At 63.9% G+C, this 16,148-nt stretch carries 18 protein-coding genes; 15 read left to right on the plus strand and 3 right to left on the minus strand.

Annotation, left to right across the window (positions count from 1 at the left end; all coding sequences use genetic code 11):
- Positions 1-2 precede the first annotated feature (2 nt).
- From G4G27_RS16750 to G4G27_RS16805, 12 genes are all read left to right on the plus strand, one after another.
- Complete coding sequence (locus G4G27_RS16750) at positions 3-404, plus strand: CopG family transcriptional regulator (RefSeq protein ID WP_183109701.1); 402 nt, start codon at positions 3-5, stop codon at positions 402-404.
- Positions 401-1,390: a P-type conjugative transfer ATPase TrbB gene (trbB, locus tag G4G27_RS16755; RefSeq protein ID WP_183109702.1), complete on the plus strand. Its 990-nt coding sequence runs from the start codon at positions 401-403 to the stop codon at positions 1,388-1,390. Before G4G27_RS16750 ends, trbB begins: the two co-directional genes overlap by 4 nt.
- A 2-nt stretch (positions 1,391-1,392) precedes the next feature.
- A complete protein-coding gene (locus G4G27_RS16760; RefSeq protein ID WP_183109703.1) occupies positions 1,393-1,728 on the plus strand; it encodes a TrbC/VirB2 family protein in 336 nt (111 codons plus the stop codon).
- An 8-nt stretch (positions 1,729-1,736) separates the two neighbouring features.
- Positions 1,737-2,009 carry a VirB3 family type IV secretion system protein gene (locus G4G27_RS16765; protein ID WP_183109704.1) on the plus strand — a complete coding sequence of 91 codons (273 nt, stop codon included), beginning with the start codon at positions 1,737-1,739 and terminating at the stop codon, positions 2,007-2,009.
- Positions 2,003-4,441: a conjugal transfer protein TrbE gene (gene trbE, locus G4G27_RS16770; RefSeq protein ID WP_183109705.1), complete on the plus strand. Its 2,439-nt coding sequence runs from the start codon at positions 2,003-2,005 to the stop codon at positions 4,439-4,441. The genes G4G27_RS16765 and trbE overlap by 7 nt, the downstream gene beginning before the upstream one ends.
- 4 nt (positions 4,442-4,445) lie before the next feature.
- On the plus strand, positions 4,446-5,192 hold the full coding sequence (trbJ, locus tag G4G27_RS16775) for a P-type conjugative transfer protein TrbJ (RefSeq protein WP_183109706.1): 747 nt from the start codon (positions 4,446-4,448) through the stop codon (positions 5,190-5,192).
- A gap of 115 nt (positions 5,193-5,307) precedes the next feature.
- Positions 5,308-6,606: a P-type conjugative transfer protein TrbL gene (gene trbL, locus G4G27_RS16780; protein ID WP_183109707.1), complete on the plus strand. Its 1,299-nt coding sequence runs from the start codon at positions 5,308-5,310 to the stop codon at positions 6,604-6,606.
- Between the two features lie 3 nt (positions 6,607-6,609).
- Entirely contained in the window at positions 6,610-7,419 is an 810-nt protein-coding gene (gene trbF / locus G4G27_RS16785; protein ID WP_183109708.1) for a conjugal transfer protein TrbF, read from the plus strand.
- Complete coding sequence (gene trbG, locus G4G27_RS16790; RefSeq protein ID WP_183109709.1) at positions 7,416-8,348, plus strand: P-type conjugative transfer protein TrbG; 933 nt, start codon at positions 7,416-7,418, stop codon at positions 8,346-8,348. The genes trbF and trbG overlap by 4 nt, the downstream gene beginning before the upstream one ends.
- Positions 8,345-9,538 (plus strand): TrbI/VirB10 family protein, encoded by a 1,194-nt coding sequence (locus G4G27_RS16795; protein ID WP_244624378.1) that lies wholly within the window; start codon positions 8,345-8,347, stop codon positions 9,536-9,538. The genes trbG and G4G27_RS16795 overlap by 4 nt, the downstream gene beginning before the upstream one ends.
- Positions 9,539-9,547: 9 nt before the next feature.
- Positions 9,548-9,766, plus strand: a complete 219-nt coding sequence (locus tag G4G27_RS16800) for a DUF2274 domain-containing protein (RefSeq protein ID WP_183109710.1) — start codon at positions 9,548-9,550, stop codon at positions 9,764-9,766.
- Positions 9,763-9,984: an AlpA family phage regulatory protein gene (locus G4G27_RS16805; RefSeq protein WP_183109711.1), complete on the plus strand. Its 222-nt coding sequence runs from the start codon at positions 9,763-9,765 to the stop codon at positions 9,982-9,984. Before G4G27_RS16800 ends, G4G27_RS16805 begins: the two co-directional genes overlap by 4 nt.
- Positions 9,985-9,991: 7 nt before the next feature.
- Here the strand turns inward: G4G27_RS16805 and G4G27_RS16810 are convergent, their stop codons facing one another.
- A complete protein-coding gene (locus G4G27_RS16810) occupies positions 9,992-11,023 on the minus strand; it encodes a toll/interleukin-1 receptor domain-containing protein (protein ID WP_183109712.1) in 1,032 nt (343 codons plus the stop codon).
- Between the two features lie 1,041 nt (positions 11,024-12,064).
- On the opposite strand from G4G27_RS16810, the gene G4G27_RS24195 reads away from it, so the two are divergent.
- Both G4G27_RS24195 and G4G27_RS24200 read left to right on the plus strand, forming a co-directional pair.
- Positions 12,065-12,394: a hypothetical protein gene (locus G4G27_RS24195; RefSeq protein WP_244624379.1), complete on the plus strand. Its 330-nt coding sequence runs from the start codon at positions 12,065-12,067 to the stop codon at positions 12,392-12,394.
- Between the two features lie 194 nt (positions 12,395-12,588).
- The gene (locus G4G27_RS24200; protein ID WP_244624380.1) at positions 12,589-12,840 is read left to right on the plus strand and encodes an SDR family oxidoreductase; all 252 of its coding nucleotides are present in this window, start codon (positions 12,589-12,591) and stop codon (positions 12,838-12,840) included.
- Positions 12,841-13,150: 310 nt separating this feature from the next.
- Here the strand turns inward: G4G27_RS24200 and G4G27_RS16820 are convergent, their stop codons facing one another.
- Together G4G27_RS16820 and G4G27_RS16825 are read right to left on the minus strand one after the other, a co-directional pair.
- A complete protein-coding gene (locus G4G27_RS16820) occupies positions 13,151-14,119 on the minus strand; it encodes a quinone oxidoreductase (protein WP_183109713.1) in 969 nt (322 codons plus the stop codon).
- A 45-nt stretch (positions 14,120-14,164) separates the two neighbouring features.
- The gene (locus G4G27_RS16825; RefSeq protein WP_244624381.1) at positions 14,165-14,761 is read right to left on the minus strand and encodes a TetR/AcrR family transcriptional regulator; all 597 of its coding nucleotides are present in this window, start codon (positions 14,759-14,761) and stop codon (positions 14,165-14,167) included.
- A 50-nt stretch (positions 14,762-14,811) separates the two neighbouring features.
- Here G4G27_RS16825 and G4G27_RS16830 point away from each other — a divergent pair, with 50 nt between their 5' ends.
- Positions 14,812-16,047 (plus strand): MFS transporter, encoded by a 1,236-nt coding sequence (locus G4G27_RS16830; RefSeq protein WP_183109714.1) that lies wholly within the window; start codon positions 14,812-14,814, stop codon positions 16,045-16,047.
- Positions 16,048-16,148: the final 101 nt, after the last annotated feature.

Here is a 16,148-nt window from a genome sequence, read left to right on the forward strand (position 1 = left end):
CGATGGTCGAGAAAATCCGCCACCAGCTCTTCCTGCCCAAACCGGTCAGCGACCGTCTGGAAGCGCTCGCCGCAAAGCCCGGTACATCGAAGTCCGCCATACTGACAGATGCTGTGACCGCCTGGCTCAACCGGCGCGGCGCATCCGAACTCGAGGACCGTTTCGGCATCCGGCTTGATCGCCTGACCGCAGCGATCGGCAGGCTGGAGCGCGACGGCCATATCCAGATCGAAACCCTGGCCCTGTTCGTCCGCTACGAACTGGCGATCCAGGCGCCGCTCGCCGAAAACGACCAAGCGGGCCGGGCCATCGCGGCCAAGCGGTTCGATGCCTTCATAGCGCAGGTCGGACGGCAGATTGCCGCCGGACGTCGAACGATCGGCTCACCGGAGTCCGGCGAATGACGGGCGGCATTTCCGCTGATCGTCGGCGCGCCATGCTGCGCACGGCCATGGGACCGGCGATTGCCGAGGCCCTGGCCGACCCTCGCGTCATCGAGATCATGGTCAATCCGGACGGAGCCTTGCGGCTCGACCGTCTTGGCGAGGGCCGGACCGATACCGGAGTCAGCATGGACGCCGCTCAGGTCGAGCGGATCATCAGGCTTGTAGCCTCTCATGCGCGCGCCGAAGTGCATGGCGACGCGCCGATCGTGTCGGCCGAGCTGCCGCCGCATGTCGAAGGGCGTGCGGGCGAACGCTTCGAAGGCGTGCTGCCGCCCGTATCGATCGCGCCCTGCTTCTCGATCAGAAAGCCGGCGGAGCGCCTCTACAGCCTCGACGATTACGTGAACGACGGCCTGATGACGCAGGTCGCGGCCGACCGGCTGAAAACCTGCGTCACCCAGCGCTACAACATCCTCGTCGCCGGCGGCACAAGCTCGGGCAAGACGACGCTCGCTAACGCACTGCTCGCCGAGATGGCGTGGGTCGACGAACGGGTCATTCTTATCGAGGACACGCGGGAGCTGCAGAGCCCCGCCGCCGACACGGTCGCACTGCGCACGCGGCCCGGCATCGTCACGATGGCCGATCTCGTCCGCTCGACGCTGCGCCTCCGCCCCGATCGCATCATCGTCGGCGAGGTACGCGGCCCCGAAGCGCTCGACATGCTCAAGGCCTGGAACACCGGACATCCGGGCGGCATCGCCACCGTCCACGCCAACAGCGCCATGTCGGCGCTCTATCGTATCGAAGGCCTGGTGCAGGAGGCGGTGGTCACCGTGCCGCGCCGACTGATCGCAGAAGCGATCGACATCATCGTCTTCATCTCCGGCCGGGGCCTTCAGCGCCGGATCACCAGCATTGCGCGCGTCACCGGGCTCGACCCCGACACCGGCAGCTACGCGCTCGCCGACCTTCTCAACCCCGCCAACCCCAAAGGAGAATGACCATGCAGCTTGCCAGGATTCCGTCTCGCAGATCGACCTTCCTCATCGGTGCCGTCATCGGCTTGACACTCGCTATTGCCCCTGCCGCGCAGGCAGCCGGATCGGGCATGCCCTGGGAGCAACCGCTCCAACAGGTCCTGGAATCGGTCCAAGGTCCGGTCGCCAAGATCGTCGCCGTGATCGTCATCATCACGACCGGGCTCACGCTGGCGTTCGGCGAGAGCAGCGGCGGTTTCCGCCGGCTCATCCAGATCGTGTTCGGCCTGTCGATCGCGTTCGCCGCGTCGAGCTTCTTCCTCAGCTTCTTCAGCTTCGGCGGCGGGGCGCTGATCGCGTGAGTGCGGTCATGAACAGCACCGGCCAGCACCTCGAAGGCTTCGAGGCCCCCATCCACGGGAGCCTCGGGTCGCCGATCCTGCTCGGCGGGGCGCCGCGAGGGATCGCGATCGTCAACGGCACGATCGCCGCCGCCGTCGGTCTGGGCTTGCAGCAATGGATCGCCGGTCTCGTGCTCTGGGCGGTCGGGCACAGCATCGCCGTGTTCGCCGCCCGGCGTGACCCGGATTTCGCGCCCGTCCTGATCCGCCACCTCCGTCAGAAGGGCTATCTCGCGTGCTGAACCTCGCCGAATATCGCCACCGGTCCGACCGGCTCGCGGACCATCTCCCCTGGGCGGCCCTGATCGCGCCCGGCGTCATCCTTAACAAGGATGGCAGCTTCCTGCGCGTCCTGCGCTTTCGCGGACCCGATCTCGAGTCCGCCACCGAAGGCGAGTTGATGTCGGCCTGCGCAAGGGCGAATAATGTGCTGAAGCGGTTCGGCACCGGCTGGGCACTCTTCTTCGACGCCGAGCGGCGTGAGGCATCGGCCTATCCGGGCAGCAGCTTTCCCGATGCCGCGTGCTGGCTCGTCGATCAGGAACGCCGGGCGGCGTTCCTTGCGGAAGGCGAGCATTACGAAAGCCGCTACCACCTGACGCTGACCTGGCTGCCGACGACCGACAGCGCCGAAGCCGCCGGGCGATCGCTCGTCGAGCGCCCCGACGCGGAGAAGGGCCGCGACTGGCACACCGCTTTGACCAGCTTCATCGCCGAAAGCGATCGCGCGCTCGATCTGTTCGCGAGCTTCATGCCCGAGGTCCGCGCGCTCGACGATGCGGAGACGCTCACCTTCCTGCACGGCACCATTTCGGCCCGTCCGCATCCCGTGGCGGTGCCCGAGACGCCCATCTATCTCGATGCGCTGCTCGCCGACACGCCGCTGACGGGTGGCTTGGAGCCGCGGCTTGGAGAAACCCATCTCCGCACGCTGACCGTCCTCGGCTTCCCGAGCATGAGCCGGCCCGGCATTCTCGACGCCCTCAATCATCAGGATTTTGGCTATCGTTGTGTCACGCGCTTCATCGCGCTCGACAAGAGCGACGCCACCAAGGCACTCGCGAAACTGCGCCGCCAGTGGTTCAACAAGCGCAAGTCGATCACCGCGCTGCTCCGCGAGATCATGTACAATCAACCCTCGCAGCTGCTTGACACCGACGCCGACAACAAGGTGGTCGACGCCGACATGGCGCTGCAGGTGCTTGGCGGCGACCATGTCGCGTTCGGCTATCTGACTACGACGATCACGGTGACCGACACCGATCGTGCCCGCGTCGAGGACAAGGTCCGGCAGGTCGAGCGGATCGTCAACGGGCTCGGGTTCACGACTATCCGCGAAGGCGTCAACGCGGTCGAAGCATGGCTCTCGTCGCTCCCTGGCCAAGCCTACGCCAATGTCCGGCAACCGCTGGTTCACACGCTGAACCTCGCGCATCTGATGCCGCTGTCGTCGGTGTGGGCCGGGCCGGTGCGCAACGCCCATCTCGACGGACCCCCGCTGTTTTACGCAAGCACGGCCGGATCGACGCCGTTCCGGCTCTCGACCCATGTTGGCGATGTCGGCCACATGCTGGTGGTCGGTCCGACCGGCGCAGGCAAGTCGGTGCTGCTCGCGCTGATCGCCCTTCAGTTCCGGCGTTACGCTGGCTCCCAGGTCTACATCTTCGATAAGGGTTTCTCGGCACGCGCTGCCGTGCTGGCGATGGGTGGCGCGCATCATGCGCTGGGGCTCGGCGCCGACGCCGGCGAGACACTGGCGTTCCAACCATTGCGTCGGATCGATGATGCCACCGAGCGGAGTTGGGCGGCGGAGTGGATCGCGGCGCTGCTTGCGCATGAGAAGGTCAACGTCACCCCCGAGGTGAAAGATGCCGTCTGGTCCGCGCTCAGCAGCCTCGCGTCCGCGCCGCCCGAAGAACGGACGCTGACGGGTCTCACCCTGCTGCTCCAGTCGAACGCGCTCCGCACCGCGCTCGGCGCTTATACGCTCGATGGCCCCTATGGCCGATTGCTCGACGCGGCCGAACAGCATCTCGCATTCGCCGACGTCCAATGCTTCGAAACCGAGGCATTGATGGGCCAGACCGGCGTCGTCGCGCCGGTGCTGACTTATCTGTTTCACCGGCTTGAAGAGCGGTTCGACGGCCGGCCAACCCTGCTGGTGTTGGACGAGGCCTGGATCTTCCTCGACCATCCGCTGTTCGCGGCGCGTATCCGCGAATGGCTGAAGGTGTTGCGCAAGAAGAATGTCGCGGTGCTGTTCGCAACCCAGAGCCTCGCTGACATCGCATCGAGCAGCATCGCGCCCGCCATCATCGAGAGCTGCCCGCAGCGGATATTGCTGCCGAACGATCGTGCGATCGAGCCGCAGAGCCGCGAGGCGTATGAGCGGTTCGGGCTGAACGACCGGCAGATCGAGCTGGTCAGCCGCGCCACGCCCAAACGGCAATATTATCTGCAATCGGCGCGCGGCAACCGGTTGTTCGAGCTGGGTCTCGGTCCGATCGCGCTCACTTTCTGTGGCGTCTCCGACCCCGCCACCCAGACGATAATCGACGCGATGATCGCCGAGGGCGGCCAGGCGGATTTCGCCGCGCGCTTCCTCGTCGGTGCCGGCCTCGATTGGGCTGCCGACCTTCTCTCCAATTTCCCCGCCCCCCAAGCACAGGAGTAATGTGATGCGTTTCCTCACCCGCAAATATCTGATCGCGAGCGCGCTCGGTCTCGGCACCGCCGGATCGCTCGCCATCGGCCTGACCATGACCAGCACGCCCGCCCAGGCACAGTTCACGGTGTTCGATCCGAGCAACTACAGCCAGAACCTGCTGACCGCCGCGCGGACGCTCCAGCAGATCAACAATCAGATCCAGTCGCTTCAGAACGAAGCGAACATGCTGGTCAACCAGGGCAAGAACCTCACCCGCATCGACTTTCCCGAGCTGCAGGCGCTGACCCAGACGCTTCAGCAGGTCGACCGGTTGATGGGCCAGGCGCAAGGCATCCAGTTCCGCGTTTCCGGCATCGACCAGCAGTTCCGCCAGATGTTCCCGCAGAGTTTCTCATCCGCGTTGCGGACCAATGATCAGGTCATCGCCGCACGAACCCGTCTCGACACGACCATGTCGGCCTACCAGCACACGATGACGGTGCAGGCGCAGATCGCCGAGAACGTCGCGGCCGATACCCAGACACTGTCGGCGCTCGTTGCCAAGAGCCAGGGCGCGGAAGGCTCGCTGCAAGCACAGCAGGCCACCAATCAGCTGCTCGCGCTGACTGCCAAGCAGCAGTTCCAGATCCAGAACATGATGGCGGCACAGTATCGCGCCGAGACGATCGAGCAGGCCCGCCGGGCTCAGTCCGAGATCGACGCGCGGGCCGCTACACGCAAGTTCCTCGGTTCCGGCACGGCCTACACCCCCCAGTAGCGCCGCCGGACGGGGCGATGGTGGTGCCGCCTCCCGCCATCGTCCGCCGCGGGGCGGGGCTTCGCTCCCCCGGTCCCGCTCCGCGGCATCTCTTCTCTTTCAGGAATTTGCGCCCGTGAACGATCTCAATGTCATCGACCGCTTCTTGGCAACGTTCACCACTTACATCGACAGCGGGTTCGGACTGCTTGGCGGCGATGTCCGGGTCCTGACCGTGACGCTGATCGGCATCGATATCACGCTCGCCGGCCTGTTCTGGGCGCTGGGCGGCGACGACAATGTCATCGGCCGCTTCATAAAGAAGATTCTCTACATCGGCGCGTTCGCGTTCATCCTGAACAGCTTCTCGACGCTCGGCGACATCATCTTCCGGTCATTCGCTCAGGCTGGGCTGACGGCCGGAGGAGGAACGCTGACGGCCGCCGATCTGCTGAAGCCGGGCAAGCTCGCCAGTACCGGCTTCTCAGCCGCGTGGCCGCTGCTCGAGCAGGTCTCGCAGTTGATGGGGTTCACCACTTTCTTCGACAACTTCCTGACGATCGCCGTCCTGCTGTTCGCCTGGGGAATCGTGATCATCACCTTCTTCATCCTCGCGGTGCAGATGTTCGTGACGATCATCGAGTTCAAGCTGACCTCGCTGGCCGGCTTCATCCTTGTGCCGTTCGCGCTGTGGAATCGGACCAGCTTCCTGGCCGAACGCGTGCTCGGCAATGTGGTGTCGTCGGGCATCAAGGTGATGGTGCTCGCCGTGATCGTCGGCATCGGATCCAACTTCTTCACCGAGTTCACGACGGCGTTGCAGGGCCAGGAACCGGACATCGGACAGGCGATGAGCCTGACGCTCGCCAGCCTGACGATCTTCGGCCTTGGGATCTTCGGTCCCAGCATCGCGTCCGGCCTGGTCAGCGGAGCACCACAGCTTGGCGCCGGCGCTGCGCTCGGCACCGCCGTTGGCGCGGCCGGAATTACCATGATCGCCGGCGGCGCAGCGGTTGGCGGCGCGCGTGCGCTGGGTGGCGCGGCGCTCGGCGCTGTGCGCGCCGGCACGTCGATGGGATCGGCGGCGTCGACTGCCTACACGCTAGGCAAGGAGACCGCGGCTTCGCCGACCGTGTCCGCCGGCATTGGCGGTGTCGCACGTTCCGCCGGCAATGCGGCGCGTGAGCGCGCCTCCAGTGCGCTCGGCCTAGGCGAGGCAGCTTCGCAGGGTCGAGCGGCGGCATGGAACGCGCTCAATCGCACCAGCGGCAGCAACGCGGACCAGTCACCCAACAATGACGGCGTGCCGGCCTGGGCACGCGCCATGCGCGGCCAGCAGACCGCCCGCCACCACCGCCAGATCGCGCTGCATACCATCCAGCAGGGCGACCGCGGCGGCGCCTCCGCCACCCCCGATATCAAGGAAAGGGACTAGTCGATGATCTTCAAACGCGCCCTCCAGCGCTACGGACGAACCCCTGAACCGGAGACGCCCTACCAGCGTGCCGGCCAGCTCTGGGACGAGCGGATCGGGTCCGCACGGGTACAGGCACGCAACTGGCGGCTGATGGCGTTCGGATGCCTCGCACTGACCGGCGGCCTGTCTTCCGGTCTCGTTTGGCAATCCATGCAGAGCCGCGTCACGCCCTACGTCGTCGAGGTGGATCGCCTGGGCGAGGCGCGCGCCGTCACCGAGGCGGAGGCCGGCTATCATCCGACCGATCCGCAGATCGCATGGCACCTTTCCAAGTTCATCGCGCATGTCCGGGGCCGATCTCTAGATCCCGTGCTCGTGCGACAGAACTGGCTCGAGGCCTACGACTTCACGACCAAGCGCGGCAGCCAGTTTCTCGGGGACTATGCGCGCGGTGCCGATCCCTTCGCCAGCATCGGTGAGCGAACCGTATCGGTGCAGGTCACCAGCGTCGTGCGGGCGTCCGACCGCTCGTTCCAGGTCAAATGGACCGAGACCGCCTATGAACGCGGTAGCGAGGCGGGAACATCCCGCTGGACCGCCATCCTGACCGTCGTGCTCAAACCGCCCAGCGACGCCGACACGCTCCGGAAAAACCCGCTCGGCGTCTATGTCGATGCGGTCGACTGGAGCCGAGAGCTCGATCCCCTGGCGCCGGATCCATCCGCGACACCGGCACCTGCGCCAGCCGCCCCGCCGGGTCTGCCGCTCGGCTCGCCCCTCGATCCCAACCTCGCTGCCCCCGCGCAGCCCGCTCAGGAGACACGCCCATGAAGATCATCCTCACCGCTTCGGCGCTTGCCTTATGTGCAGCGCCGGCTTTCGCGCAGAATATTACTGCGCCGGCGCCTGCGGCACCTGTGGCCGCGACCGTCAGTCTACCGGCTCCGAAGCCACCGGTCCGTCATGCACGGAAGCGAAAGCCGATCAGTCCCGCCATCGCGCGCGTCGCTGTTGCCAATCGCGCGGCCACGCAGGAACCGCTGGCCCAAGCGTTCGTGAACGCCGTGCAGGTCTATCCCTTTAGCGATGGCACGATTTATCAGGTCTACACCGCGCCCGGCGCCGTGACCGACATTGCCCTGCAGCCAAGTGAAGGCCTGATATCGGTAGCCGCTGGTGACACGGTGCGTTGGGTCATCGGCGACACGACCAGTGGCGCCGGTACCGACAAGCGCACGCACATCCTGGTGAAGCCGTCTGCGTCGGGGCTCGCGACCAATCTCGTGATCACGACCGACCGCCGCAGCTATCACCTTCAGCTCACCGCCACGTCGCGCATCGCGATGGCGGCGCTGTCCTGGACCTATCCCGCCGACCAGTTGATCGCCCTTCGACGCGTAGCCGAGCAAACCGCAGCGGCAGCGCCGGTCGCCGAGGGGCTCTCGGTCGACAGCCTCCATTTCAACTACGTCGTCAGCGGCGATCAGCCTGCGTGGCGACCGCTGCGCGCGTTCGATGACGGACGGCAGACATTCATCGAGTTTCCAGCAACCATCGCGGTCGGAGACGCTCCGCCACTGTTCATTGTCGGCCCGACCGGTGAGGCTGAGCTCGTCAACTACCGTGTCCGCGGCCGCTTCTATGTCGTCGATCGTATCTTCGACGCGGCCGAACTCCGGCTCGGGACAGGCAAGCAGCAGATCGTCCGCATCGATCGTGTCGCCGAGGGCGGCAAGTCGCGGAAGGGGAAGCGCTCGTGACCGAGACTATGATCACTGCCGCCCCGAAGGTCGACCCAGAGACGCTGGCCATCCGCGCCAGGCCGGCACGAGCCATCCGCTTCCGACGCGGCGTCATCATCGCCATCGCCGCGCTTGGGTCGATCAGCCTGATGGCGGTGGCATGGTTCGCCTTGAAACCGCGGGTGTTCAGCGCCGTCGCCGATCGCCAGGAATTGTCGGAGCCCAGCAATCGTCCGTCGGCAGACGCGTTGAACGGTCTGCCTTCGACCTATGGCAGCGTTCCGAAGCTCGGTCCGCCACTTCCCGGCGACCTTGGCCGACCGATCCTCGAAAGCCAGCGCAGAATGGCGACAGAAACCGGACCAGGCGGCGATCCGTCCTCCCAGCTGGTGGCGCTGGAACAGGAACGTCGGATCGCCGAACTCAAGGCTGCGCGCGAATCTGGTGTGCTGGTCCAGAGCCGCACGCCGGCATCTGCTCCCGCCGTTCCAGAGGAAACGGGCACACCGACGCCGGCCCCGTCTCCTTCCGCCAGCCCAGCGCTCGACCCTGCCCGTGATCCGAACGCACAAAGTCGCAAGGCACAGTTTGTCGGCACGCTCGATAAAGCCGGCGACATCAATCCGCACGCGCTGACCGCCGCGCCATCACCATATTTGCTATCGGCGGGCAGTGTGATTTCGGCGAGTCTGATTACCGGGCTTCGTTCGGATCTGCCCGGCCTCGTGTCCGCACAGGTGACGAGCCAGGTGTTCGACAGTCCCACCGGGCGCATTCTCCTAATCCCGCAGGGGTCGCGGCTGCTCGGCAGTTACGACAGCGTCGTGGCGTTCGGTCAGAAACGCGCCCTAATCGTCTGGCAGCGGATCATGCTGCCCGACGGTAGCTCGCTCCGGATCGACAATGTCCCGGCCACCGATGCGTCGGGTTATGCGGGCCTTCAGGATAAGGTCGATTTTCACACATGGGCGCTGCTCAAGGGCGTCGCACTCTCAACGCTGCTCGGTGTCGGTTCGCAGCTGACGGTGACGGGCGAGAGTGACCTCGTCCAAGCCATCCGGGAATCGACCCAGCAAAACGTGTCGCGCGCCGGCGATCAGCTGACCTCGCGCAATCTCAACATTCAACCGACGATCACGATCCGGCCGGGGGCGACCGTACGCCTCGTTGTTTACAAAGATTTGATCCTTGCGCCGTGGCGCGAATAGGAGGCCATCATGCCCGAACTGAAACTGGCAAAGCTGCCGGACAGGACGCCGATCAAACTGGCGATCACCGTGACGCCCGATCTACACGAGATGCTGCAGCAATATGCCTCTCTCTATGCTGCGGCCTATGGCCGCGAAGAATCTATCGCCGAACTCGTGCCAGCGATGTTGGCAGCATTCCTCGAGAGCGACCGAAATTTCGTTCGCAGCCGCTCGACTGGAAGATGAGCGTGCAGACGGAGCTCCCGGATCGGTTCGTCAAGCTTGATGAGGTTAAGCGCCGCGTCGGGCTTGGCAAGACGATGATCTACCGTCTGATCCAGGAAGGAAAATTTCCAGCGCCGTACAAGCTTTCGCCCTTCGCCTCGCGTTGGAGTGACCGGGAAATCGTCGCTTGGATCGATGACGTGAAGGACGGTTTTGAGGGCAAGAAAAGGCAGGCTTGAATTACAGTTACGTGGGCAGTCCGAAAATCGGCGGCCTTCCCAATTTCGGCTTCCGATTTGGGCGAAAGATTGCTGTGAGCAACTCGTCAAATGGTGACGGATGACGTATTCGTTCGATGAAATCGATCCTTTTCCAGTCTGAAAGGAAAGGAGGTAGTTCGTCCACCGGTCTGACCATAAGAGGCACGATCGTCATTGTACCAAGTTCGATCTGTCGATTGAGGGCGGACCTAATCTCCTGTCTCACCCAATTGGACTTCATTGAAGCCGGTGAGACGAGAAGGAGGAAGAAATCGCTCATCTTAATGCCAGCTTCTAGCTTATCGATGACGGAGTCGCCGCCGTAGATGTCCCACTCGTCAAACCAGACTTCTACGCCGTGATGCCGAAGAAAACGACCAATCTCCCGGGCCATCGGTTTGTCGGAGCGATTATGACTAAGAAAAACGCAATGCTCCGGTGGACCTTCTTGCAATGGCGTAAGGTGAATAGGGTCGTCTTCTTGCGATGCGACGACCCGCCTTTGAGGTGAGGGCGGGAGAGCCTCTTCAAGGTCGGCGAACGGGTCACCCAGTGGTTCTAAATCTTCGTTGAGCCAACTTTCCGCCTGATGTTCACGCCCACAGTTTTCACACTGAATCAGATGCCAAGGCTCAGCATATGAGAACCTTTGATCGTGGCTACAGTGCGGGCAATAAACCATCGCAGATCCTCGAAAGATGTTGGTGATCGATGCGAACCGATCTTTGCTGCCGTTGGCGCAGACCCTCAACTCCGAGCCGTAAGCAGAAGAGGAAAATCCATCACGCAAGGCACTCGCCGATACAAAATCCGACAAATCGCCATGACCAGTACCGAGCAAAGGTGTATCGATTTTCCGGATATCCAAACGAAGCTGCGTCAGGCGCCCGAGATGCGCAGCGACTTCCTTGATGGCAGCGCTCGAACTGCCGCCGTGACCAACTGAGACCGCATAAGCAAAGTGAGCCGAGATTTCCGACGACCCCGGAAACGGCAATACCTCTGTGACATCCCCCAACCTAAGGCGCGTCGCTACCGTCTGCGGTGAGGGAAGGCCAAACAACTCGATCCAACGCGTCGTCGACGGTGTCGTCTTTGCGCTGACGGAACAGGGTAAGACGGTTAGCTCTGCGCCACCATCGAAGATGTTTCCAAAATATGCCGTGACCAAACCCCGCATGCGTCAATTGTGCAGTGTCTGGGGCGCGAGCGCCAGATCATTCTGTCGCCCCGCGTGGTGTAGGTGAGGTTGCCTTTGTATCGTGGGTTCGATAGAGTGGGCGTCCGTCGAACTGAGCCTGCAAAGGTATGTTTTCGGGCGGAAAAGTCGGCATGGTACTTTTCATGGTACGCGGCGATAAAGGTCGGATCAGGATCGCGATAAATCAATCGCTTAACACCTGAGTTCGAATCCCTCCCGCTCCGCCACCTTTGCGCAAGGCTATCGTTATGAAACGATAGCCTTGCGCAAAGGTGTGCATTTGCGCGCGTTGCTGACACGATTCGGAAGCTAGAGAAGGCTGATCGGAGGCAAGTCTCTGATTTATCTAGCTCTTTCTCCGCTCGCCGTTCGAGTGGTACGGAACTGAATTGACGATCATCTTTGGCTCGGGGCTGTTTGGGGTGAATGTCCACATGGCCGATAGACGCCCTGTCCGCTTTCGAGTGATGAGTGCGGGAAAGCCGCCATTCGTTCAACTAGCTGCAGTATCCAGCAAGACCCAATCGCGGACGTTCAGGGAAGTATCGCTGGTTCCCGAAAACGGCCGTTCGTTCATGTTCGATCTTGGCTGTTAGCCGAGACGCTTCGACATGCCACGGGCCATGTCGATGAGCGCTTTGAAGGACGCACCTACACGGGCAGCGACGCGATCCAGGCATGGAAGGCGGATTCCTCGTCAAGATACAGCTATACCGTCGAGCCGACCGCGATCCGCACCGAAGGTGATCGCACCGTTGTCACGGGGCATCTCGTCGGCAACTTTCCGGGCAGTCCGATTGACCTCCGCTATGCCTTCACCATCGACGGCGACCGGCTCGCCGGGCTGGAGATCGTCGCATGACTCCGTTCATCACACTCGAAGGCAAGCGCGCGCTGATTACCTCGGGAACGAGGGGCACTGGTGCCGCTACGGTGGCGTTGTTCCGGCAGCTCGGTGCGCGTATTCTGACGACTGCCCGCACCAAGCGTGAGGGGCTGGCGGCGGAGGAGTTCGTCGCCGCCGATCTCACCTGCGCCGAGGGCTGCACGGTCGTGGCCGACGCTGTGCAGGATCGGATGGACGGATCGACATCGTCGTTCACATGCTGGGCGAATCGTCGGCGCCCGCGGGGGGCTTCGCCGCACTCGGCGACGGCGATTGGCAGCGCGAGCTTGATCTCAATCTGATGCCCGCGGTTCGCTCGATCGCGTGCTGGTTCCGGAGATGGCGTCGCGCGCCGAAGGCGTCGTAATCCATGTGACGCCGATCCAGCGCATGCTGCCCCTGCCGCACGCCACCACCGCGTACGCCGCTGCGAAGGCGGCATTGTCGACCTACAGCAAGCCTGTCCAAAGAGGTTTCACCACGGGGCGTGCGCGTCGTGCGCGTATCGCCCGGCTGGATCGAGACCGAAGCGTCGATCGATCTCGCCAGGCGGCCGGCCCTGGAGCATGGCGGCGACATCGAAACGGGAAAGCGGATGATCATGGAATCGCTCGGCGGCATCCCGATCGGCCGGCCGTCGACGCCGGACGAAGTCGCAAGCCTGATCGCCTTCCTCGCCTCAGATCGGGCTGGGACAATTACGGGCACGGAGTATGTGATCGATGGCGGCACAGTGCCGACCGCCTGACGCGCTTTGGCACTAATCTCGAAGAGCGTGTGGCGGCCAGTGGGGATCCGATCACCGGGCCAGCGGCAGTTTAGGCCCAGATTCGGACGCTCGTAGCGGCTTATGCGCCTCCCAATAGCGACATTGGTTCAGATGCAGCTCGGCGGCAGGAACTAGGCCGGTTGCGGAGGGACGGCTTTTGGTCGAACGATCCGTCAAGCTGACGTCAGCACCCCTTTCGAGAATGCAGACATACCGGACGGACGGGGTCCGGAGAGATATGCCATCAAACCCTTGCAAAGACCCTCAACGGTCTGAGCCGTGTCAGCGTTCACGGAAAGAGCAGCAGCTTGCCCGTAGTCGCGCGGCTCTCCATCGCTTGGTGGGCCTTAGCGGCCTCGGACAATGCAAAGCCGGTCGCGGGTCGCACCTGCAGCTTGCCCTCGCGGACCCACTCGAACAGACGAGTCGTGCGGGCCGCCAGCAGCTCGGGCGTGTGGATGTGATCGGAGAAGACCGCGTAGCCGAGCTTGATGCTGCGCGGGAGGCTCATGATATCGATCCGGCCCGGGCCACCCAGCACGGGACCGAACCAGCAGAACGTACCCGAACGGCGCAGCGATGCGAGCGAGCCTTCGAAGGTCGCAGGCCCCGACCCGTCATAAACGACATGCACGCCCTCGCCCGACGTGAGACGGAGGACTTCCGGCGCGAAGGCGCCTTCGGCGTCGATGATGACGTGATCGGCCCCAGCAGCCCTCGCCGCGTCCACCTTGGCGGCACTTGAGACTCGGCCGATCACCGTGCCGCCGCGCAGCTTGATGATCTGAGTGAGCAATTGCCCCAATCCGCCCGCGGCGGCGTGTACCAGCGCGACGTCCCCCGGTTGGACCGGATAAAAATCGGTCGCAAAGTGACTCGCGGTGAGACCCTGCATCATCAGCGAAGCGGCGGTGCGATCGTCGATATCATCAGGAACCGGCACCAGCGACGCAGTCGGAATCGTAATCCGTTCGGCATAGCTCCCCGGCGCATAAACCCAGGCGACGCGCTGTCTGATCGCAAGGCCGGTTACCCCATCCCCCAGCGCAACGACGCGCCCTGCACCTTCGACGCCCAACGCCCGGGGAAGCGGCATTTCATGCCACGCCATTCCCTGGCGCACGCCAATGTCCATGAAGTTGACGCCGCTTGCCGCGATTTCGACAAGCACCTCGCCGGACCCTGCGACAGGTTCGGGGAGATCCATCAGTTCCAGCACCTCGGTTCCGCCGATCGCTGTCATCACTACCGCTTTCATATTCAAACTCCTTGTTGAATGATCGTTCCAAAATTAGGTAAAAAATCAGCGCAGGGCGCGCAGCGCGAGATCGACAAGAGCGGCGACCTGCTCACGACCGGCGCCGGCCCGCGCAGCGAGCCGGATGCTGGAAATCGTCGCGATGACAAAGGTCGAAAGACTATCGAGATCGAGATCGACCGCGACATCGCCCTGCACCTGAGCACGGGCCAGTGTATCCTTCACCGCCTTGTTAAGCGTCCCGCTCGAAGCCTCACGAAGCTTTACCAGTTCGGGCTTGGTGCAGCCGAATTCGACGGTGGCGCTCAGGCCCAGGCACGACCGGCTTGCCTCCGCTACCACCCGGTCGAGCATCGCGCGGATGCCGTCGATCGCTCGTTCGCGGCTCGCCAACATCTCAGCATGCGTGCGCACTTCGTTCTGCGAATAGTGCTGCACCGCCGCTCGATAGATGCCCCATTTGTCGCCGAACGTATCGTACAGGCTCTGCCGGCCAATCCCCATGCCGTCGACAAGCCCCTGTGCCGAGGTGCCCTCATAGCCATGCTCGCGGAACACCTCCACGGCGGCCTCCACGGCGGTCTCGACGTCGAATTGCTTGGGTCGTGCCATGCCCCTGAGATAATATACTGGAACGATCATTCAAGATGTGATTGAAGGCTTTCGATCGATTTCTTTGCGGCAGCTTTCCGATGATCACCCCAACCTGGTACCGTCACCTCGACTCGAATAGTCGCCGCGCGTTCCGCAGCACCTATGCCGGCTTCAGCGTAGATGCGATGAACGTCCAGCTCTATTCGTTTGTCCTGCCGGTACTGCTGACGCTCTGGCACTTCTCCCCTTCGGCAGGCGGGTTGCTTGCGACCGTGACGCTCGTCGCGTCGGCCGCCGGCGGCTGGCTCGCGGGTCTGCTGTCAGATCGTCTTGGCCGGGTGCGCGTTCTGCAGGTTACGATCCTTTGGATGGCCGTTTCCACCACGCTGTGCGGATTGGCGCAGAATTACGAGCAGCTCCTCGTCGCACGGACGCTTCAGGGTTTCGGTTTTGGCGCAGAATGGGCGGTGGGCGCGGTGCTCATGGGCGAGATCGCCACCGCCGCGACGCGCGGCCGTCTGGTCGGGACGGCACAGAGTGCCTGGGCGATCGGCTGGGGCCTCGCTGCTGCGATGTCTTTTGTCGCCATCGCCGTGCTGCCACCCCCGCTCGGATGGCGCGCGGCTTTCTTCGTGAGCCTGCCGGCGGTCGCCGCGATCTTCTTGGCCCGCACGCGGCTCCGGGAATCCGCGACGTTTCTGGCGAGCCCATGCGCCGATGCCTGGCACCGGATTTTCTCGCCCGGTATGTGCGGGAACACCGCCCGGGGCTGCCTGCTCGCGATCGGTACGCATGGCGGCTATTGGGCGCTCGCGACCTGGTGGCCGACGATGCTACGGCTCGAGCGCGGCCTGAGCGCGGCCGAGACCGCAACGCACATGGCCGTCCTCGTGTCAGGGTCGCTCGCCGGGTATATCTTCGGCGCCTCGCTCGCCGACCGGATCGGGCGCCGCGCCACCCTCGCCCTGTTCGCGCTTGGCGGTATCGCCACTGTGCTCGTCGCCACCGGACTGTCGGTTTCGGCTCCCGTACTGCTGGCGCTCGGCGTACCGCTCGGTGTGTTCGCCATGGGGCTCTACAGCGCCATCGGGCCGGTTTTGAACGAACTCTATCCGACGCGGCTGCGTGGATCGGGCCTGGGCTTTTGCTACAATGTCGGCCGCGGCGTGGCGGGCTTCACGCCCTTCGCAGTCGGCGGCAGTATTTCCGCCTTCGGCATCGCCCATTCGATCGGCATCTACGTGTCCGTCGCCTATGTGCTGGTGCTGATCGCCGCGGCGTTGCTGCACGAGACGAAAGGCATGGATTTCATGGCTGCCCCGACCGCAGCTTGACTGCCTCGCCTGTTAGCCGTTGTCAGGCCGCAGGCGGCCCGCGCGTTCCTCACAACAGATCACAGCGATTAACAGGCCTTCCGTTGCGCGCGAGGCTATCT

This window comes from Sphingomonas sp. So64.6b (genome assembly GCF_014171475.1).
Classification (GTDB): Bacteria; Pseudomonadota; Alphaproteobacteria; order Sphingomonadales; family Sphingomonadaceae; genus Sphingomonas; species Sphingomonas alpina_A.